Origin of the sequence: Amaricoccus macauensis, from assembly GCF_014201905.1 — a bacterium.
GTDB classification, from domain to species: domain Bacteria; phylum Pseudomonadota; class Alphaproteobacteria; order Rhodobacterales; family Rhodobacteraceae; genus Amaricoccus; species Amaricoccus macauensis.
The window spans coordinates 1,534,764-1,552,857 of sequence record NZ_JACHFM010000001.1 but is presented as its reverse complement, the minus strand read 5'-3'; the positions used below and the strand labels follow the sequence as shown (position 1 = coordinate 1,552,857).

The following is an 18,094-nucleotide window of genomic DNA, read 5'->3' as shown; positions in this document are numbered from 1 at the left end:
AGAAACAAGGCTTGATGCCCACATGACCACGGCCACTGCCCTCAGGACTGATTCCGACCCGCTCGAACGGCTCAATCCGGCACAGCGGGCGGCGGTGGTGCATGGCGGCGGCGGGGTTGCCGGGCCGCTTCTCGTCATTGCCGGTGCCGGTACCGGCAAGACGCACACGCTGGTGCACCGGCTGGCACATCTGGTGCGCTCGGGCGCGGATCCGCGGCGGATCCTGCTCATGACCTTCTCGCGGCGCGCGGCGGCCGAGATGGTGCGCCGGGCCGAGCGGCTGGCCGTGGAGACCATGGGGCCGACCGCCGAGGTGCTGGCGCGCGGCCTGACCTGGGCCGGGACGTTTCACGCCATGGGCGCGCGGCTGCTCCGGGAATACGCGCCGGCGATCGGGCTCGATCCCGGGTTCACCATCCATGACCGGGAGGACTCCGCCGACCTGATGGCGCTGGCGCGGCACCGGCTCGGCGTGGCCGGGGGACCGCGGCGATTTCCGGCAAAATCCACCTGCCTCGCGATCTACTCGCGCGCGGTCAACGCCCGGGCGCCGCTCGACGAGGTGCTGCGCGATGCGTTTCCCTGGTGTGCCGAGTGGCATGGCGAGCTGAAGTCGCTGTTCGCGACCTATGTGGAGGCAAAGCAGGCGAGTGCCGTGCTCGATTACGACGACCTGCTGCTCTATTGGCACGGGCTGATGCAGGAAGCGGGGCTGGCGGCGGAGATCGGCGGGCGCTTTGATCACGTGCTGGTAGACGAGTATCAGGACACCAACCGGTTGCAGTCCGGCATCCTGCTGGCGCTTCGGCCGAACGGCGACGGGCTGACGGTGGTGGGCGATGACGCGCAGTCGATCTACGCCTTCCGCGCGGCGGAAGTGCGCAACATTCTCGATTTCCCCGATGCCTTCAGCCCGCGCGCGACGGTGGTGACGCTGGAGCAGAACTACCGCTCGACGCCGGAAATCCTCGCGGCGGCGAACGCGGTTATCGGCGAGGCGACGGAGGGCTTTCGCAAGGAGCTGCGGAGTGACCGGCCGGCGGGGCCGCGGCCGCGGCTCGCCACGGTCTGGGACGAGGCCTGTCAGGTCGATCTCATCTGCCGTGACGTGCTGGCGGCGCGGGAAGAGGGGCTCGCGCTCAGGGAACAGGCGGTGCTGTTCCGCACGGCGCACCATTCCGGGCCGCTGGAGGTGGAGCTTGTCCGGCGCAATATACCGTTCGTGAAGTTCGGCGGCCTGAAGTTTCTCGACGCGGCGCATGTGAAGGACGTGCTCGCGACCCTGCGGCTGGTGCAGAACCCGCGTGACCGGGTCTCGGGCTTTCGCGTGTTGCAGCTGATCCCGGGAATCGGCGCGGCGACGGCGACCACGGTGCTCGATACGCTTGCCGACGCGGCGGACCCGGACGAGGCGCTATCGGCGGTGCGCGTCCCGGCCCGGGCGAATGCGCAGTGGCAGGAGTTCGTCGCGCTCTTCCGGCAGGTGCGCCCCGGCAAGCTCGGCTGGCCGGGTGAGCTCGAGGCGGTGCGGCAATGGTACGAGCCGCATCTCGAACGGCGGCATGATGACGCGGCGCCCCGGCGCGCCGATCTGTTGCAGCTCGAGGCGATCGCGGCGGGATTCGGGGACCGGACGCGGTTCCTGACGGAGATCACCCTCGATCCGCCGTCGGCGACGAGTGATGAGTCCGGGCCGCCGCACCGGGACGAGGACTATCTGATCCTGTCGACGATCCATTCCGCCAAGGGGCAGGAGTGGCGGCGGGTGCATGTGCTGAACGGTGTCGACGGGTGCATTCCGTCCGATCTCGCGACCGGCACCAGCGCCGAGATCAACGAGGAGCGCCGGCTGTTCTACGTGGCGATGACCCGGGCCCGCGACGAGCTGACGGTCATCGTGCCGCAGCGGTTCTATGTGCACGGACAGTCGAAACGGGGCGACCGGCACGTCTATGCCTCGCGGACACGGTTCATCCCCGACCGGTTGCTCGGGCATTTCGAGGTGGCGCGCATCCCGGTCGCCACAGCGACCGCCGCGCCGGCCCTGGCCACGGGCGCGACGGTAGATCTTGCCTCGCGGATGCGGGCGATGTGGGGCTAGGGCCTCAGGACGAGCCGTCCTTGACGTGTTCGGGTTTGCCCTTGCGTTTCGTGCTGGCGAAGTCCTCCAGTTCCTTCTCGGTCATCGATTCTTCCATCTCGCGCGCGGCACCCTTGAGTTCACTCTTCGGTGTGTCACCGCGCTTGGCCGACAGGGCCGCGCCTGCGGCCTTCTGCTGAGCGGCGGATTTTGCTGGCATCCCGGATCCTCCATGCGGTCTCACCTTCCGAACCGCCGGGGCGGGAAAAGGTTGCGACATGGTCGCGGACGCAACTCGTGGCCGGCGTGGGCGTTCGGTCTATCTTGAAGGCCATCAGATGGCTGAAACGGATCGGAGGCCCAAAATGCATCACACCGTCGAGTCATGTCCCGACGACAATGAGGTTCTGCGTGCCCGCCTCGACGAACTGAGCCGGGAGGGCGCGCGCATTCTCTCGGTGCTCTGGCAACCGGTTCGGTCGGATCCGACCGACCAGACGGCAGCGCTGAGCGCGAGCGGCAACTTCCTGATCATCTCCGAAGTGGGTGATCGGGTGGCGATCGAGAGAGGGGACGTTCTTCGTCCTCAGGTGACACTGGAGGACGCGCCCCGCGTGTGAGAAGCGCCTCTTGGCTCGACCCGGGATTTGCGCAAACCTGCGGCGGGTCCCGGCATTTTCTGGTGAGGCGACGATGAATGGGAAGACACAGACTGACGCGGATATCGCGCGGAAAGCCTATGAATTGTGGGAGGCCGAAGGCCGGCCGGAAGGACGTGATGTCGCGCACTGGCATCAGGCCCAGCAAGACGTCGCGGAACCGGTGATCGAGCCGATTCCTCAGAGTTCGCTTGAGGACAATCCGCTCCCGGTCAATCCGGCGACCGAGGTCATGGCGACGGAGATCCCCGCGGACAGCCTGCCGAAACCGAAAGCCACCCGCGCACGCAAGCCCAAGGCGGTCGATGCCGCAGCGGCGGACGGGACCGCGCCGGCGAAGCCGCGCGCACCGCGCCGCCGCAAGACGACTCCGGAGGCCTGAGGGCGACGCGGATCGGGCGGGTTCGCCCGGTTGGGTGCCGCTAGCGGGTTTTCGCGAGGATCTGGTCGGCGTCGGCATCGAGGTCGAAGCTGACGCCGGACTGGGGGAACTCAAGCGCGGTGTGGGCGTCGAACTCCGAGGTGAACACCGCGCGGACGAGACGTGTGCCGAAGCCGATGCGCGTCGGCTCGGAGCTCGGCGGGCCGCCGTGCTCCTTCCAGCTCAACCGGAAGCGTCGGCCGTCGGTGGACTCGCGCAGTGTCCAGTCGATCGTGACGTAACCGCCGGGTGCTGAGAGTGCGCCGTATTTGGCGGCGTTGGTACAGAGCTCGTGCAGCGCCATGGAGAGGGAGAACGCGCCCTTCGCGGTGATTTCCACTCTCGGGCCATTGAGGCGGAAGCGGGATTCCTCGGTTTCGCCGGCGAAGGGCCCGATGGCCGCCTCGACCGCGGCGCGCAGGTCGGTGCTCTGCCAGTGCGATGAGATCAGCAGGTCATGGGTTGCGGCCATGGCGCTCAGGCGCTGGCCGAATGCGCGGAGGCTGTCGGGTCCGGCGCCGTCGCGGAAGGTCTGGTTGGCGATCGCCTGGACCGTCGCGAGGACGTTCTTGATGCGGTGGCTCATCTCGCGGAGCAACAGCGTCCGGTGGTCTTCGGCCAGTCTCCGCGCCGCGCGGTCGGCAAGAACCGCGTCCATGTATTCGTCCGTCGCCGCGGCGAGGAACGAGATTTCGCTGCCGTCGCGGGCGATGCCGGTGCGCGCGGTCTCGTCGCCCGCGCGCCAGCTTTCGACGGTGGTGAGGATGCGGAGCAAGGGCGCCCTCAGGAGGCGGTTGCCAAGCCACCAGACGATGACGGCGGCGGCAAGGACGCCGATCGCCGCTATTGCGATGCTGCGCCACGTGGAGGCGAAGATCGGGTCGAAGGCGTTTTTCGTGGAGATGCCGGTGCCGACATAGAGGCCGATGCCGTTGGCCGCGGGCGGTTGGTAGCCGACGATGCGCCCGACACCATCGCCGCTTCGGGACTCGATGACCCCGGGGGTTCCGAGGCGGATGAGCGATGGGAATGGATCTCGCATGCGTTCGCCGACGTAGCGGTCGTGCTCGGGCTGGCGCGCGAGGATGGTCCCGTTGCGGTCGGCGATCACCACGGCGCCACCCTCGGTTGAAATCCGATCCCCCAGCCGCGCGGCGAGCCAGTCGAGGTCGATGCCGGCCAGCAGGATCAGGGTCGGGTGCCCCGCGCGCAGAACCGGAAGGGCGAGCGGGAGATACCCGACTTCGCCCGGCTGGGCCCCGCCGTAGACCCCGACCGAGAATGCCCCGCTGGCCTTCGCGTCCTGGAACCAGGAGGAACTGAGCACATCCTCCTGCCGGATCGGCAGGTCGGAGCTGCCGCAGACCATGGATCCGTCGAGCGCGACCACATCGAAGCCACGGAACTGGGGGAGTCGACTGGTCAGACTGTCGAGGTAGTCGGAACAGGCCGTGACGTCACCGCCGACCACGTCGGACGCGAGCGCCAGCGCCTGCAGGATGCCGTTCGTGCCGGAGACGATCCTCTCGACTTCCAGACTGGTGATCTGGCTGGAGCGGAACGCCAGGTCGCGGACTTCGTGCTTGCGCTCCTGATGGATGGCGATGATGAGGTATACGAGGCCGGCGAGCGCCGGAACGGCCGCCATGGCGACCAGCGCCAGAAGCCGCTGCGTCAGCGTGAGTTTTGGCCTGAATCCCAGCATTGCCGTCCGTCAGGCCCCCCCAGCCCTGAGACACCAGTTCCTATATTCGGTCGCGGCCAGGCGCCAGTTCTCCTTACGTACTCATCGACGTCGACGCAGGTATACGTAATATGCGCCGCCGCCGCCATGTCGCTGATGCGCAGGCACCACATCGAGCACAGAACCAACGAGCGGTGGCATGGCCAGCCAATGCGGGACGCTGTGGCGGAGGATGCCGTGGCGGTGCGGAGCGATCGCCGACTCGTCACTCCGCCCCTTGCCGGTGATCACCAGCACGAGCCGCAACTCACGCGCGTACGCACCGAGCACGAACCGCGTGAGGGCCGGATGTGCCCGCTCCAGCGTCATCCCGTGCAGGTCGAGGCGGTCTTCGGGCTCAAGCCGGCCGCGGCGCATCTTGTCGAACCGGCGCCGGTCCATCCGCGGGGCCCCGGTGCCAAGCGAGTGACGCGGATCGGACACGAGATCGAACCGCAGCGATGGTTCGGGCGCGGGCCGGCGCACCGGCGCCGGCAGGGCGCGCGGGGCCTCGGGCGGTTGCAGTCCGGCAGGAAGCCCGGGCAAGCCGCCGGCGACCGCCTCGCTCAGCGGCTCTGATGGCGCACGGTCGGGATGCAGGGGAATCGCCGAAGCGGCGACGCGATCCCACAGCGCACGCTCCTCACTGGACAGCCGTCTGCGCCGAGCCATGACAAGAGGACGGACCGCGGCCGGTCAGCCGCCGGTTCCGGTCAGCTGCCAGTTCGGATTCTCGGACGTCATGTCGCGCGAGAAGGTCCAGACGTCGCGCTGCTGCTTCAGCTCGCCCGGAGCACCCTCGACGATACGACCTTCCGGGTCGCGGACCACCGAGGTCAGCTCGCCCGTGAAACGCATCGTTATGTCGCCCTCGTGACTGATCGCATCGTAGTGCGCATCAACGAGCTTCACCTCTCGGACGCCGGCGAAAGTCGCCTCGACGGTGTAACCCTTGGCGTTTCGCTGGGCGATCGCGGCCTCGAACGGCCCGAAGACCTCCGGCGAGAGGAACCGCCGCAGCGTCTCGAGGTCGCCGTTTTCATAGGCCATCACGATCATTTCGTAGGCCGAGCGCGCGCCATGGGAGAAGTCCGACACCGAGAACGTGCGGTCCACCCGCTTCATCTCGATGAGCGCCTGGCCGCTGGGACTTGTCGGATCGATAACGTCGGCAATGTCCGGGTCGACGGTCCCGCCATCGATCACATCGAACGGACGGGGACTGCGCCGCTGCGGCACAGGCGTGCTGGTTTCCTGGGGCTTCTCGAAGCCTTCGCGGGTTCCCAGCACGTTGCGAAGCCGCAGGATGAGGAACAGTGCAATAGCAGCGAGAATTATAATCTGAATCATCTGCGAGCCCATCGATCAACCTTCCACTTTTCCGACCCCGGAGATGGCGTCCGACCGGTACCAGACCTATGTAAGGATTGGGTGGGCCGGAGTCCATGTTCGGCCCCGGAAAGCTGCAAGACGGAATCGCGGAAGATGTGGCCCTTTCTGATTTTTCTCCTGTTGCCGATCGTGGAGATTGTCCTTTTCATCCAGGTGGGCGGGCTTATCGGCGTCCTTCCGACCATCTCGCTCGTATTCCTGGCGGGGATCGTCGGTGTGGCGATCATCCGTCAGCAGGGCCTGAACACCCTCGATCAGCTGAGCCGTGATCTGGAGAACGGCCGGGGCGATGGCGACCGTCTGGCGCACTCCGCGCTCAAGGTCATCGCCGGCATTCTGCTCATCATTCCCGGATTTTTCAGCGACGCGGTCGCGCTCCTGCTTCTGGTGCCGCCGATCCGGTCGCTTCTGATCCGTTGGGGTGCATCGAAGGTGACGGTTCGCGCCACCGGAGCGATGCGGCGACGTCCGCAGCAGGCCTGGGCCGAGCCGATTGAGGCGGAATACGAGATTCTCGACGACGAGGGTCTGGTCAACCGGCAACAACCGCCCTCGGGCTGGACCCGGCCCCGCTGAACAACACCAGCGTAGCGTTGTGGGGACTCGGACGGCATGCTAGACCGCCGCCCGACCGGAGAGGGATCCTGACATCATGGCCGACGAAGCAACCGGTGAAGCCGCCGCCCCCGCCACCCCGCGAATGCAGAACCTGACGCAGTATGTCCGCGATCTCTCGTTCGAGAATATCGCGGCCCAGAAAGGTTTTGTCTCGTCAGAGGGCAAGCCGGACATCAAGATCCAGTTTGGCATCGACGCCCAGCAGAGGGCCGCCGAGCACTATGAAGTGACGTTGAAGGTCAAGGTCGAGTCCGAGATCGCCCAGACGCCGATCTTCATCCTCGAGCTTGATTACGGCGGCATCTTTCAGGTGCAGAACGTGCCGCAGGAGCAGATCCATCCGCTCCTGATGATCGAATGCCCGCGGCTGATGTTTCCCTTCGTTCGCCGGATCGTCAGCGACGTGACGCGCGACGGTGGCTACCCGCCGATGAACCTCGATCAGGTGGATTTCCTCGCGCTCTATCGTGCGGAGGTGGCACGCCGGCAGGCAGAAGCGGCACCGGACTCCGCTCCGGCGCAGGCCTGACGCTTCAGGGCGTATTCCAGAGGGCCGCGGACCCCAGTTCGGCAAGGAAAGCCGCGTGGGCCTCGGCCTCGGCCGGGGTCACGCGCGGTGCGAGCGGGCGTGGCCGCGCCGGCGGGACCCAGACCGCCGCGGTCGTCCCGCTGCGGCTCGCGACGACACTCAGCGCGAAGTCAGGTTGCCGCCCGCCCTTGAGCTCGAGATAGACCTCGGCCAGCAGTTCGGAGTCGAGCAGCGCGCCGTGTTTCTCGCGGCTGGAGTTGTCGACGCCGAACCGGCGGCAAAGCGCGTCCAGCGTGTTGTTCGCGCCGGGAAACCGCCGCCGTGCGAGGTCGAGCGTGTCGATGGCGCGCGAAAACGGCATGGTCGCGAATCCGGCCCATCCGAGCTCGGCATTCAGGAACTTCATGTCGAAGGCGGCATTGTGGATCACCAGCCGCGCATCGCCGAGAAACGCCACGAACTCTGCCGCCACCGCGCCGAAAAGCGGCTTGTCGCTGAGAAACTCCGCCGTCAGCCCGTGCACCGCCACCGCCTCGGCCGGCACGTCGCGTTGCGGGTTGAGATAGGCGTGATAGGTCCGGCCAGTCGGCATGTGGTTCAGGAGCTCGACCGCGCCAAGCTCGACGAGCCGGTCGCCGGAGAACGGATCGAGGCCGGTGGTCTCGGTGTCGAGGACGACCTCACGCATGGCGGTGTTCCTTCCTGATCCGGTCGAGCAGTGCGGCCACATCGGCCCGGGCGGCTTCGACGCCACGGCTCGTGTCGATCACGTAAGTCGCGCGCGCCCGCTTCTCCGCATCGGGAAGCTGGCGGGCGAGGATGCGCTCGAAGCTTGCGATGTCCATTCCGGGCCTTGCAAGGACGCGCGCCCGCTGGACCTCCGCCGGGGCGCTGACGACGAGGATTTCGTCGACCACGTCTGCGCTGCCGCCTTCGAACAGCAGCGGGATATCGAGGACGACGACCGGCTCATCCTGATGGCCCGCCAGAAACCCCAGGCGGTCGGCGGCGACCAGCGGATGCACCGCCGCCTCGATCCGGTCGAGCAGCGCAGGGTCTGCGGCGATCGCGTCCCGCAGGCGCTCCCGCCGGACTTCACCGTCGATGACCGCGTCCGGAGCGAGCCCGGCGATTGCGGCAACGGCGCCGCCGCCTTTGGCGTAGAGTTCATGGACCGAGGCGTCGGCATCCCAGACCGGCACTCCCTCTTCGCGAAAGAGGCCGGCCGTGGTGGATTTCCCCATGCCGATCGAGCCTGTCAGGCCGAGACGCCAGGGGCGGTTCATGCCAAAACGGCCGCGCGCAGCTCGGCATCGACCTCTGGCCGGACGCCGAACCACCGCTCGAACCCCGGGACCGCCTGATGCAGCAGCATGCCAAGGCCATCGACGGCCATCAGCCCGCGGGCGCGAGCGGCGGCGACGAAAGCGGTTGGCTCGGCACCATAGACCACGTCGGTGACGAGTACGCCCGAGGACAGCCGGTCGAGTGCGACCGGCATCGGCTCACCGGGTTTCATGCCAAGCGAGGTGGTGTTGACGATGGTCGCGGCGTCTCCGGCGACCGCCTCGGCCCGCTCCCAGTCGAGGACGCGGATCCCCTCGCCAAAGTGATCGGCGACCGCCTCGGCCCGGGCAGCGGTGCGGTTGGCAATCCAGACTTCCGGGGCGCCGGCACCGCGCAGGGCATGGACGATGGCCCGCGACGCGCCCCCTGCCCCGAGCACGAGCGCAGGACCGGCGGCGGCGTCCCAGGCCGGTGCGGCATCGCGCAGGTTTGCAAGAAAGCCGTATCCGTCAGTGTTGTCGGCGTGGATCGAGCCGTCCTCGCGGAATGTGATGGTGTTGGCCGCACCGATCGCGCGCGCTTCGTCTGAAACGTCGGTTGCGAGGGCGAGCGCCATTTCCTTGTGGGGGATCGTCACGTTCGTTCCGCGAAATCCGAGCTTTGGCATGGCGGAGAAGCCTTCGGCGAAGGCCTCTGGTGCCAGGGCAACCGGGATGTAGTGACCCCTGATGCCGTAGCGTCGCAGCCAGTGCCCGTGCACGAGCGGCGAGCGCGAATGGGCGATCGGCCAGCCGGTAACGGCGGCCAGGCGTGGCTCATCTGTCATTCTGTGCAGATTCCCCGGGTTCTGAGAAAGCCGAGTACCTCGAGCAGAGGCAGGCCCATGATGGTGAAGAGATCGCCGGCAACGTGGGAGAAGAGCTGCGCGCCGCGGGCTTCGATGCGGTATCCGCCGACGGAGTCGAACGCGAGGGCACCCTCTGCGTCCAGGTATTCCTCAAGGAAGGTGTCGCTGAATGACCGCATGGTCAGGACGGCGCGGCCCACGTGGCGCCAGACCGGCGCTCCGGCTTCGAAGATCACCGCAGCGGAGAGGAGTTCGTGCTTCTTGCCGCGCAACGCGGCGAGCTGTGCCCGCGCGGCGGTACGATCGGCCGGCTTGTCGAAGATCACACCGTCGAGCACCAGCACCTGATCGGCACCGAGCACCAGGCGATCAGGGTGGCGCCCGGCCACACGCCGGGCCTTCAGTTCGGCGAGCATGTCCGCGACGTCCCGGGGTGGCGCACTCTCCGCGAGCATCCCCGCCTTCACCGCCGCTTCGTCGATGGCAGCGGACACGGCCTCGGCGGTCACGCCCGCCTCTCGCAACATCCGCGCCCGAGCTTCCGAGCGTGAGGCGAGAATCAGGGAGCCGGGCGGAGCAGAGGGAACGGTACCGAGGGACATCTCCGCCGACTTTTGCCGCGACGATGGAACCGGCGCAAGCCCGGTGGATCCGTCAGCGTCACGATCGCAGGCAAAAATTCCTCTGGATGGATCCGTGGATAACTCCTGTATCGCCGCGGGTGGGCCCTTGGGATATCGAGGATCGTACCCGCGGGATCCTGTTCGGAGGGATCCCGCCCACAGGGGATCCCGCGGGATCACTGAACCGCCCGGTACACGGGATAACTTGAAACACTGGCACGAAAATCGGTCTGTTTGCGCGAACCGGAACCTGTGGATCGCCCCAACGTCATATTGCAAGTTATTGAAATTAACTAATAAAGATTCCCGGTTTTCAACCATAGATTGAATCGTAGGCGCTTGTGGAAAAACGCCGTATCTGTGGAAAACCCTGTGGGAAATCGTGGACCAACGATAATCCCCGATAATCCCACTCCTGCCTTCTCCTTCCAAAGATCCAAGAATCTTAATCAAGATAAGAAAGGGAGGCTGGGCTTTCCCGACCGTCGGGGGAGTGTTAGGCGATTGGGGAACGACATCAGCCCGAAAGTCGCCGACCCGTGTGGGATTTCCTGACAAGCCTCTATCCATGGACCAAAGTTCTCCATGTTTTCGCGGTGGTAAGCTGGATGGCGGGCCTGCTCTATCTGCCACGGCTCTTTGTCTACCACGCCGAGAGCGGAGGCAGCGGAACCGAGATCGGCCGGGTGTTCGAGACCATGGAGCGCCGGCTGTTCCGGGGAATCATGAATCCGGCGATGACGGCGACCTGGATATTCGGCATAGCGCTGGCGCTGACCCCCGGGCTGGTAAGCTGGACGAGCGACGGCTGGATCTACGTCAAGCTGACCATGGTCAGCATTCTCACATGGTTTCATCACTGGCTGGGCAGACGTCGCAAGGACTTCATCAAGGGAGAAAACCGGGTTTCGTCGCGCCGCTGGCGGATGTTGAACGAGATCCCCGCGCTTGCGCTTGCGGTTATTCTGATCATGGTCATAGTCAGGCCATTCTGAGGCCTTGCGCCATTTGACAATGCTCCCCACTTGTGACAAGGGGATCAACACCAGCGGATCTTCCAGCAGCATCCGGCAGCTTCCCCTCCCCAAATATCCCCACTCTGAGGCGGATTGAGTATCCTGATGGATTTATCGACTGATTTTGAACAGCTCTCGCTCGCTGACCTGAAGGCGAAGAGCCCGGCTGACCTGCTGCGGCTCGCCGAGGAACTCGAGATCGACAACGCGTCCTCGATGCGAAAAGGCGACATGATGTTCGCCATCCTCAAGGACATGGCGGAAGAGGGCGTCGAGATCTCCGGGGACGGCGTGCTCGAGGTGCTCCAGGATGGCTTCGGCTTCCTGCGCTCGCCGGAGGCGAACTACCTCGCCGGGCCTGATGACATTTACGTCAGCCCGAACCAGATCCGGAAGTTCGCGCTCCGTACCGGCGATACCGTCGAGGGAGTGATCCGCGCCCCGAAAGAGGGCGAGCGCTACTTCGGGCTGGTGAAGGTCTCGAAGATCAATTTCGAGGACCCCGAGAAGGCCCGGCACAAGGTCCACTTCGACAACCTGACGCCGCTCTACCCTGATGAGCGCCTGAAGCTCGAGATCGAAGACCCGACCATCAAGGACAAGACGACACGGGTGATCGACCTCGTGTCGCCGATCGGCAAGGGCCAGCGCGGGCTGATCGTCGCGCCGCCGCGGTCCGGCAAGACGGTGATCCTCCAGAACATCGCCGCATCAATCGAGAAGAACCACCCTGAGTGCTACCTCATCGTTCTGCTCGTGGACGAGCGGCCGGAAGAGGTGACCGACATGCAGCGGTCGGTGAAGGGCGAGGTCATTTCCTCGACCTTTGACGAGCCGGCGACCCGGCACGTGGCTGTTGCGGAAATGGTCATCGAGAAGGCCAAGCGGCTGATCGAGCACAAGCGGGACGTGGTGATCCTGCTCGACTCCATCACTCGCCTCGGGCGCGCGTACAATACGGTCGTGCCGAGTTCGGGCAAGGTTCTGACCGGTGGTGTCGACGCCAACGCCCTGCAACGGCCGAAACGGTTCTTCGGTGCGGCGCGGAACATCGAAGAGGGCGGATCACTCACCATCATCGCCACGGCGCTCATTGATACGGGCAGCCGCATGGACGAGGTGATCTTCGAAGAGTTCAAGGGTACCGGTAACTCCGAGATCATCCTTGACCGCAAGATCGCCGACAAGCGCGTGTTCCCGGCGATCGATATCCTGAAGTCGGGTACTCGTAAGGAAGAACTGTTGGTTGAGAAGTCCGATCTCACCAAGATGTTCGTTCTGAGGCGCATCCTGAACCCGATGGGCACAACCGATGCGATCGAATTCCTTCTTGGCAAGCTGAAGCAAACCAAGTCGAATTCCGAGTTCTTCGACTCCATGAACAGCTAGAACGCAACGTATACTCCAGGTATTCATGTCGGATACTATTTTTGCGCCGGCAACAGTACCTGGGAAGTCTGCGGTGGCGATGGTCCGCATCTCCGGGCCTATGGCTTTCGAAGTGGCCGAGCGTCTGACGGGAGCGATTGTCGCTCCGCGTCGGGCATCGCTGCGCTGGCTGCGCGATCCTCAATCGGGAGACCGGCTCGACCAGGCAATCGTTCTGGGGTTCCCCGGACCGGGCAGTTTCACCGGCGAAGATTGCGTCGAACTTCAGACCCACGGAAGCGGCGCTGTCATTCGGGCGCTGCTTGCGACGCTCGCCGGTTTTGAGGGCCTGCGTCTCGCCGCACCCGGGGAATTCTCACGTCGCGCCCTCATGAACAATCGGCTCGACCTGGCACAGGTCGAAGGACTGGGCGACCTGCTGGCTGCGGAGACCTCCGCGCAACGTCGGCAAGCCGTCGGGTTGTTGGATGGCGGATTGTCTGCGCTGGTCGGCGAGTGGCGCGGTGCCGTGCTTCGGACGTTGGCGCTGGTTGAAGCAACAATTGATTTCTCCGATGAAGAACTTCCGGACGATCTCGTCGAAGTTGCCATGCGGGATCTCGTTGGTCCATTGGATGAGATGCGCCGCGAGCTGGATGGTGCAGTCGCGAGTGAGCGGCTTCGCGAGGGCTTCGACGTGGCGTTGGTCGGTTTGCCGAATGCGGGGAAATCGACCCTGTTGAACCGGCTGGCCCGGCGTGACGTCGCGCTGGTGTCAGACCAGGCCGGGACCACGCGAGATATTCTCGAGGTTCGTCTTGATCTGCGCGGGCTTCCGGTGACGGTGCTCGATATGGCGGGTTTGCGCGATGCCGAGGGCATCGAGGCGGCCGGCGTCGAGCGGGCGCGGCTTCGAGCCCGCGCGGCGGACCTTCGCGTCTTTCTGGTTGAGGATGATTCAGATCTGGCTGTTCTGGGAGTGGCTTGCGAGGCGGACGATATCGTCGTTCGCGGGAAGGCCGATCTTCATGATGAGCCGGGGGTCTCCGGAGCGACCGGCAAGGGGGTCGATGATCTGCTTGGTCGAATTTCGGATGTGCTCTCGTTACGAGTGACGGGCGGCGGTGCTATTTCGCATGCGAGGCAGAGACAGGCGACTGAACGTGCTCTCGCAGCCTTGGAGCGTGGGAGGGGTTGTTTGCGGCTCGGCGACGTAGAATTGGCGGCGGAGGAGCTGCGTCTGGCGCTTGCATCGCTTGATTTTCTGGTCGGGCGCGTGGATGTAGAGGCGGTACTGGACGTGATTTTTTCGAGTTTCTGTCTCGGCAAGTAAGGAGATGTTTCACGTGAAACATCGAAATTTCGACGTGATCGTGATCGGCGGCGGCCACGCCGGAACGGAAGCGGCCCTTGCGGCCGCCCGACGCGGAGCGGACACTGTCCTCATAACGCATCGCTTTGACCGACTTGGAGAAATGTCCTGCAATCCGGCGATCGGTGGATTGGGCAAGGGGCACATCGTTCGGGAAATTGATGCGCTCGACGGCGCCATGGGTCGCGCTGCCGACGCCTCCGCAATCCAGTATCGCCTGCTCAATCGAAGCAAGGGGCCAGCGGTCCAGGGGCCGAGAACTCAATCAGACCGCGCGCTTTACCGAGCGGCGATACAGAACATTATCAAAACCGAACCGCGTATGAGCGTGATCGAAGGAGAAGCCGTCGATCTGCTGGTAAAGAACCGCATCGTCACGGGATGCACCCTTGCGGACGGAAGCCAGATCACCGCCGGTGCCGTTGTCCTGACCACCGGGACATTCTTGCGTGGGGTCATACATATCGGTCAACGAACGATCCCGGCAGGCCGACAGGGTGATCCGGCGTCGGTCCGGCTGGCCGAGCGTATGGACGAACTTGGAGTCACTCTCGGGCGCCTCAAGACAGGGACCCCTCCTCGTCTCGATGGCAGAACCATTGACTGGACCCGCGTTGGACAACAAGAGGCTGATGCGGCCCCGGTTTTCCTGTCGTTCTTGACCGAGGAGATGTCTTGTCGGCAGGTCTCGTGTGGAATCACCGCGACGAATGCCAGAACCCACGCCCTGATTGATCGAAATCTCACGAAATCGGCACTCTTTGGCGGGCAAATCAATGGAGTTGGACCGAGATACTGCCCCTCAATCGAGGACAAGATCGTTCGGTTTGCCGAAAAGGCGTCGCATCAGATATTCCTGGAACCGGAAGGGCTGGACGATCCGACGATCTATCCGAACGGGATCTCTACATCGATGCCCGAGGATGTTCAGGTCGAGCTCGTCCAGAGCATCGAAGGGTTGGAGCGTTGCCGCATCCTCCGCCCGGGCTATGCGATCGAGTACGACTACGTGGATCCACGCGACCTGCGACCGACATTGGAAACCCGAGATTGGACGGGCCTCTTTTTGGCTGGCCAGATCAACGGGACAACAGGCTACGAGGAGGCCGCCGGGCAGGGTCTGGTTGCGGGGTTGAACGCGGCTGGGAGGGCGCTCGACCTGGATAGTGCGGTCTTTACCAGGGACGAATCCTACCTCGGGGTCATGATTGATGATCTCATCACGCGAGGGGTGTCGGAACCATACCGAATGTTCACCTCTCGCGCGGAGTTTCGCCTGCATCTGCGGGCAGACAATGCGGATCAGAGATTGACCCCGAAGGGGGTCGAGTTGGGATGCGTTGGTGTATCGCGTCGGACCGCGTACGAGGCAAAGGCGATACTTCTCGATCGGGCGCGCGCCTCGGCAGTATCCCACACCATGACGCCAACAGAAGCATCCCGGTTAGGATTCGGACTGAATTTGGACGGGGTAAGGCGTTCCCTGTTCGATATCCTGGGTCATGCGAACGTCGATCCCGACGCGGTTTTCGGGTTAGGAGAACTTTCAAAAGTTGCCCCGCCGATCTTGCGCCAGCTGGCAATTGAAGCCAGATACGCGCCATATCTTGCTCGACAGGCTATGGACGCAGAGAGACTTCGGCGAGATGAGGCGGTGCGCATTCCAGAGACCATGGGGTATGATGCGCTCGGTGGACTCTCGAATGAGCTCCGGGCGAAATTGGAGCGATCGCGGCCGGCAACCCTTGCGCAAGCGGGCCGGATTGAAGGAATGACACCCGTGGCCCTCAATCAGATCCTGCTACACATCCGATCGGGCAGACAATGACGTCGCTCCGCCGGGAAGACGTTGAACGGACGTTCAATGTTTCACGTGAAACAATGGCGCGCCTCGACATTCACGTGGCACTCCTCAAAAAATGGTCCCCAAAAATAAACCTCGTGTCAAAGGACACCCTCGAACAGGTTTGGCACCGCCATATCGCCGATTCAGCACAACTCTGGTCGATCCAACCACTGACCAAGGGGCTCTGGCTCGACCTTGGTTCCGGCGCAGGCTTCCCGGGCCTCGTCATCGCGGCGTTCGCCACAGACCACCCGGGCACAGAGTTCCGTCTGATCGAGTCCGATGCGAGGAAATGCGCGTTCCTCCAGTCAGTTATCCGCGAAGCAGATTTGCCTGCCCACGTCGTGACAGAGCGGATCGAGGCACTGCCTCCACAATCCGCAGATGTCATATCCGCACGCGCCCTCACCTCGCTCACGAACTTGCTGGAAATGACCGAAAAGCACCGGAAGCCTGACGGTATCGGCTTGTTTCACAAGGGCCGGACGGTGCATAAGGAGGTCGAGGAAGCACAGGAGAGTTGGCGCTTCAATCCCCGTCTGCATCGGAGTCTGACGGATCCGAATGCAGCAATCGTCGAAATCGGAGATCTTGACCGTGTCTGAGTTGCGCGAGCCCCATATCCTCGCAATTGCAAATCAGAAGGGTGGCGTCGGCAAGACCACGACGGCAATCAACCTCGGAACGGCACTGGCCGCCCTTGGCCACCGGGTGCTTGTCATCGACCTCGACGCGCAAGGTAACGCTTCCACCGGGTTTGGTATCCCCGCGGCGCTGCGGGACTTCACGTCCTACGACCTGCTCTTCAGTGAAGACCTTGCAATTCAGGTCTATCCCACAATGATACCCGGGCTCACGATCATCCCGGCAACGCCAGATCTGAGCTCAGCTGACGTAGATATGGTGACGGACCCGGCCAGGCTCCACAAGATGCAGAGAGCTTTGTCGACCGACAGCGATACGGTACTGGGACAGGACTATATCCTGATCGATTGCCCGCCGTCGCTCAACCTATTGACAATCAATGCGCTGGTTGCTGCGGATTCCGTCCTCGTGCCACTCCAGTGCGAGTTCTTCGCCTTGGAAGGTCTTTCCCAGTTGATGCGCACGGTTCAAAGCGTCCGGCAGTCGTCGAACCCGAGGCTTCGGATCCAAGGCATCGTCCTCACGATGTATGACCGTCGGAACAACCTTTCGGGACAAGTCGCGACAGACGTCCGGGCCAACCTCGGGACACTGGTCTACGACACGGTAATTCCCCGCAATGTCAGGCTGAGTGAGGCGCCCTCCCATGCAGTTCCGGCATTGATCTACGATCGGACCAGCGCAGGCAGCATTGCCTACCAGCAACTCGCCGGCGAATTGCTCGCCCGCATGGGCCGCAAACCACTCGCCGAAGTCGTCTGAGGAGACCGAATTCATGGAACCGCGCAAGGGCCTCGGCCGAGGCCTCTCTGCCCTCCTCGCGGACGTTGGTCCGGCACCTGCTGAAGAAGCACCACGCCGGATCCCCGCCGACTCGAGTGTCCCAATCGAACGGATCCGTCCGAACCCGGCACAGCCGCGGCGGGATTTCGACGAGCGCGAACTCGAAGAACTTACCGCATCGATCCGCGAGAAGGGCGTCATCCAGCCGCTTATCCTGCGGCCGCACCCCGTGGAACCCGAGACGTGGGAGATCGTCGCTGGTGAGCGTCGGTGGCGCGCGGCACAGCGCGCCGGGATCCATAACCTGCCAGCGGTGATCCGGAATCTGGATGACACGGAAGTTCTCGAGCTCGCGATCATTGAGAACATCCAGCGGGCAGACCTGAACCCACTGGAGGAAGCCTTCGGATACCGCCAGCTGATGGATCGGTTCGGCCATACGCAGGAGCGGCTTGGCGAAGCACTTGGCAAGAGCCGGAGCCACATCGCAAATCTCCTGCGGCTGCTCACGCTGCCCGAACCCGTGCTCGACTTGCTGCGGGAGGGCAAACTGACCGCGGGTCATGCCCGAGCGCTGGTGACAATCCCCTCGCCGGAGCCACTGGCGCGCCAGATTGTTGAAAAGGGCCTTTCGGTCCGACAGGCGGAGGCGCTCGCCCGAGCCGCAGCGTCGACCACTACTCCAGGCGCGTCCGCGCAGGTCCAGCGACACGCAGCGGCAAAGGATGCGGACACGCGTGCGCTGGAGGAAGATCTGACTGCGGCGCTACGGCTGAAGGTGACGATCGACCATCGCCCGGGGTCCAAGTCCGGGGAGCTCCGGATCCGCTACGGCACGCTTGAAGAACTTGACGGTCTCTGCCAGCTCCTGTCGCAATAGTCGGG

20 protein-coding genes are annotated in these 18,094 nt (G+C 64.4%); 12 read left to right on the top strand and 8 right to left on the bottom strand.

What is annotated here, in order from left to right; genetic code table 11:
* Positions 1–22 precede the first annotated feature (22 nt).
* Positions 23–2,101 carry an ATP-dependent helicase gene (locus HNP73_RS07500; protein WP_184147941.1) on the top strand — a complete coding sequence of 693 codons (2,079 nt, stop codon included), beginning with the start codon at positions 23–25 and terminating at the stop codon, positions 2,099–2,101.
* Between the two features lie 4 nt (positions 2,102–2,105).
* Here HNP73_RS07500 and HNP73_RS07495 read toward each other — a convergent pair whose 3' ends face one another.
* On the bottom strand, positions 2,106–2,300 hold the full coding sequence (locus HNP73_RS07495) for a DUF3008 family protein (RefSeq protein WP_184147940.1): 195 nt from the start codon (positions 2,298–2,300) through the stop codon (positions 2,106–2,108).
* 145 nt (positions 2,301–2,445) lie between these two features.
* Between HNP73_RS07495 and HNP73_RS07490 the strand changes: the two genes are divergently transcribed.
* Both HNP73_RS07490 and HNP73_RS07485 read left to right on the top strand, forming a co-directional pair.
* A complete protein-coding gene (locus tag HNP73_RS07490; protein WP_184147939.1) occupies positions 2,446–2,700 on the top strand; it encodes a hypothetical protein in 255 nt (84 codons plus the stop codon).
* A 73-nt stretch (positions 2,701–2,773) separates the two neighbouring features.
* Positions 2,774–3,121, top strand: a complete 348-nt coding sequence (locus HNP73_RS07485; protein WP_184147938.1) for a DUF2934 domain-containing protein — start codon at positions 2,774–2,776, stop codon at positions 3,119–3,121.
* 40 nt (positions 3,122–3,161) lie between these two features.
* On the opposite strand, the gene HNP73_RS07480 is transcribed toward HNP73_RS07485, so the two are convergent.
* The 3 genes from HNP73_RS07480 to HNP73_RS07470 all read right to left on the bottom strand — a co-directional run bounded on the left by HNP73_RS07480 (position 3,162) and on the right by HNP73_RS07470 (position 6,245).
* Entirely contained in the window at positions 3,162–4,865 is a 1,704-nt protein-coding gene (locus tag HNP73_RS07480) for a sensor histidine kinase (RefSeq protein ID WP_184147937.1), read from the bottom strand.
* An 81-nt stretch (positions 4,866–4,946) separates the two neighbouring features.
* Positions 4,947–5,555 (bottom strand): Smr/MutS family protein, encoded by a 609-nt coding sequence (locus HNP73_RS07475; protein ID WP_184147936.1) that lies wholly within the window; start codon positions 5,553–5,555, stop codon positions 4,947–4,949.
* Positions 5,556–5,579: 24 nt separating this feature from the next.
* Positions 5,580–6,245 carry a Tim44/TimA family putative adaptor protein gene (locus tag HNP73_RS07470; protein ID WP_184147935.1) on the bottom strand — a complete coding sequence of 222 codons (666 nt, stop codon included), beginning with the start codon at positions 6,243–6,245 and terminating at the stop codon, positions 5,580–5,582.
* Positions 6,246–6,368: 123 nt separating this feature from the next.
* Here HNP73_RS07470 and HNP73_RS07465 point away from each other — a divergent pair, with 123 nt between their 5' ends.
* Together HNP73_RS07465 and secB are read left to right on the top strand one after the other, a co-directional pair.
* Positions 6,369–6,851: an FxsA family protein gene (locus tag HNP73_RS07465; RefSeq protein ID WP_281379182.1), complete on the top strand. Its 483-nt coding sequence runs from the start codon at positions 6,369–6,371 to the stop codon at positions 6,849–6,851.
* 76 nt (positions 6,852–6,927) lie between these two features.
* Positions 6,928–7,422 carry a protein-export chaperone SecB gene (gene secB / locus HNP73_RS07460; protein ID WP_184147933.1) on the top strand — a complete coding sequence of 165 codons (495 nt, stop codon included), beginning with the start codon at positions 6,928–6,930 and terminating at the stop codon, positions 7,420–7,422.
* Between the two features lie 4 nt (positions 7,423–7,426).
* Here the strand turns inward: secB and dnaQ are convergent, their stop codons facing one another.
* The 4 genes from dnaQ to HNP73_RS07440 are packed head-to-tail and all read right to left on the bottom strand — an operon-like array spanning position 7,427 to position 10,158.
* A complete protein-coding gene (gene dnaQ, locus HNP73_RS07455) occupies positions 7,427–8,110 on the bottom strand; it encodes a DNA polymerase III subunit epsilon (protein ID WP_184147932.1) in 684 nt (227 codons plus the stop codon).
* Positions 8,103–8,708, bottom strand: coding sequence for a dephospho-CoA kinase (gene coaE, locus HNP73_RS07450; RefSeq protein ID WP_184147931.1), 606 nt, complete (start codon positions 8,706–8,708; stop codon positions 8,103–8,105). Before coaE ends, dnaQ begins: the two co-directional genes overlap by 8 nt.
* Positions 8,705–9,535 carry a shikimate dehydrogenase gene (locus HNP73_RS07445; RefSeq protein WP_184147930.1) on the bottom strand — a complete coding sequence of 277 codons (831 nt, stop codon included), beginning with the start codon at positions 9,533–9,535 and terminating at the stop codon, positions 8,705–8,707. The genes coaE and HNP73_RS07445 overlap by 4 nt, the downstream gene beginning before the upstream one ends.
* Positions 9,532–10,158 carry a Maf family protein gene (locus HNP73_RS07440; protein ID WP_184147929.1) on the bottom strand — a complete coding sequence of 209 codons (627 nt, stop codon included), beginning with the start codon at positions 10,156–10,158 and terminating at the stop codon, positions 9,532–9,534. The genes HNP73_RS07445 and HNP73_RS07440 overlap by 4 nt, the downstream gene beginning before the upstream one ends.
* Positions 10,159–10,718: 560 nt before the next feature.
* On the opposite strand from HNP73_RS07440, the gene hemJ reads away from it, so the two are divergent.
* The 7 genes from hemJ to HNP73_RS07405 all read left to right on the top strand — a co-directional run bounded on the left by hemJ (position 10,719) and on the right by HNP73_RS07405 (position 18,089).
* Positions 10,719–11,174, top strand: a complete 456-nt coding sequence (hemJ, locus tag HNP73_RS07435) for a protoporphyrinogen oxidase HemJ (RefSeq protein ID WP_184147928.1) — start codon at positions 10,719–10,721, stop codon at positions 11,172–11,174.
* A 126-nt stretch (positions 11,175–11,300) separates the two neighbouring features.
* The gene (rho, locus tag HNP73_RS07430) at positions 11,301–12,584 is read left to right on the top strand and encodes a transcription termination factor Rho (protein WP_184147927.1); all 1,284 of its coding nucleotides are present in this window, start codon (positions 11,301–11,303) and stop codon (positions 12,582–12,584) included.
* A gap of 25 nt (positions 12,585–12,609) precedes the next feature.
* The gene (gene mnmE, locus HNP73_RS07425) at positions 12,610–13,896 is read left to right on the top strand and encodes a tRNA uridine-5-carboxymethylaminomethyl(34) synthesis GTPase MnmE (protein WP_184147926.1); all 1,287 of its coding nucleotides are present in this window, start codon (positions 12,610–12,612) and stop codon (positions 13,894–13,896) included.
* 4 nt (positions 13,897–13,900) lie between these two features.
* Positions 13,901–15,763, top strand: a complete 1,863-nt coding sequence (mnmG, locus tag HNP73_RS07420) for a tRNA uridine-5-carboxymethylaminomethyl(34) synthesis enzyme MnmG (protein ID WP_184147925.1) — start codon at positions 13,901–13,903, stop codon at positions 15,761–15,763.
* On the top strand, positions 15,760–16,386 hold the full coding sequence (gene rsmG, locus HNP73_RS07415; protein WP_184147924.1) for a 16S rRNA (guanine(527)-N(7))-methyltransferase RsmG: 627 nt from the start codon (positions 15,760–15,762) through the stop codon (positions 16,384–16,386). The genes mnmG and rsmG overlap by 4 nt, the downstream gene beginning before the upstream one ends.
* Positions 16,379–17,188, top strand: a complete 810-nt coding sequence (locus tag HNP73_RS07410; RefSeq protein WP_425486620.1) for a ParA family protein — start codon at positions 16,379–16,381, stop codon at positions 17,186–17,188. The genes rsmG and HNP73_RS07410 overlap by 8 nt, the downstream gene beginning before the upstream one ends.
* A gap of 13 nt (positions 17,189–17,201) precedes the next feature.
* A complete protein-coding gene (locus HNP73_RS07405; RefSeq protein WP_184147922.1) occupies positions 17,202–18,089 on the top strand; it encodes a ParB/RepB/Spo0J family partition protein in 888 nt (295 codons plus the stop codon).
* The last annotated feature ends 5 nt before the right edge of the window (positions 18,090–18,094 follow it).

Excerpts from the sequence above, each read along its gene's own strand:
- HNP73_RS07495 (WP_184147940.1), bottom strand. The coding sequence starts at position 2,300 with ATGCCAGCAAAATCCGCCGCTCAGCAGAAGGCCGCAGGCGCGGCCCTG.
- HNP73_RS07440 (WP_184147929.1), bottom strand. The coding sequence starts at position 10,158 with ATGTCCCTCGGTACCGTTCCCTCTGCTCCGCCCGGCTCCCTGATTCTC.
- coaE (WP_184147931.1), bottom strand. The coding sequence starts at position 8,708 with ATGAACCGCCCCTGGCGTCTCGGCCTGACAGGCTCGATCGGCATGGGG.
- mnmG (WP_184147925.1), top strand. The coding sequence starts at position 13,901 with ATGTTTCACGTGAAACATCGAAATTTCGACGTGATCGTGATCGGCGGC.
- rsmG (WP_184147924.1), top strand. The coding sequence starts at position 15,760 with ATGACGTCGCTCCGCCGGGAAGACGTTGAACGGACGTTCAATGTTTCA.
- HNP73_RS07465 (WP_281379182.1), top strand. The coding sequence starts at position 6,369 with ATGTGGCCCTTTCTGATTTTTCTCCTGTTGCCGATCGTGGAGATTGTC.
- rho (WP_184147927.1), top strand. The coding sequence starts at position 11,301 with ATGGATTTATCGACTGATTTTGAACAGCTCTCGCTCGCTGACCTGAAG.
- HNP73_RS07470 (WP_184147935.1), bottom strand. The coding sequence starts at position 6,245 with ATGGGCTCGCAGATGATTCAGATTATAATTCTCGCTGCTATTGCACTG.
- HNP73_RS07445 (WP_184147930.1), bottom strand. The coding sequence starts at position 9,535 with ATGACAGATGAGCCACGCCTGGCCGCCGTTACCGGCTGGCCGATCGCC.
- HNP73_RS07500 (WP_184147941.1), top strand. The coding sequence starts at position 23 with ATGACCACGGCCACTGCCCTCAGGACTGATTCCGACCCGCTCGAACGG.
- mnmE (WP_184147926.1), top strand. The coding sequence starts at position 12,610 with ATGTCGGATACTATTTTTGCGCCGGCAACAGTACCTGGGAAGTCTGCG.
- dnaQ (WP_184147932.1), bottom strand. The coding sequence starts at position 8,110 with ATGCGTGAGGTCGTCCTCGACACCGAGACCACCGGCCTCGATCCGTTC.
- HNP73_RS07405 (WP_184147922.1), top strand. The coding sequence starts at position 17,202 with ATGGAACCGCGCAAGGGCCTCGGCCGAGGCCTCTCTGCCCTCCTCGCG.
- HNP73_RS07485 (WP_184147938.1), top strand. The coding sequence starts at position 2,774 with ATGAATGGGAAGACACAGACTGACGCGGATATCGCGCGGAAAGCCTAT.
- HNP73_RS07480 (WP_184147937.1), bottom strand. The coding sequence starts at position 4,865 with ATGCTGGGATTCAGGCCAAAACTCACGCTGACGCAGCGGCTTCTGGCG.
- HNP73_RS07475 (WP_184147936.1), bottom strand. The coding sequence starts at position 5,555 with ATGGCTCGGCGCAGACGGCTGTCCAGTGAGGAGCGTGCGCTGTGGGAT.
- HNP73_RS07490 (WP_184147939.1), top strand. The coding sequence starts at position 2,446 with ATGCATCACACCGTCGAGTCATGTCCCGACGACAATGAGGTTCTGCGT.
- secB (WP_184147933.1), top strand. The coding sequence starts at position 6,928 with ATGGCCGACGAAGCAACCGGTGAAGCCGCCGCCCCCGCCACCCCGCGA.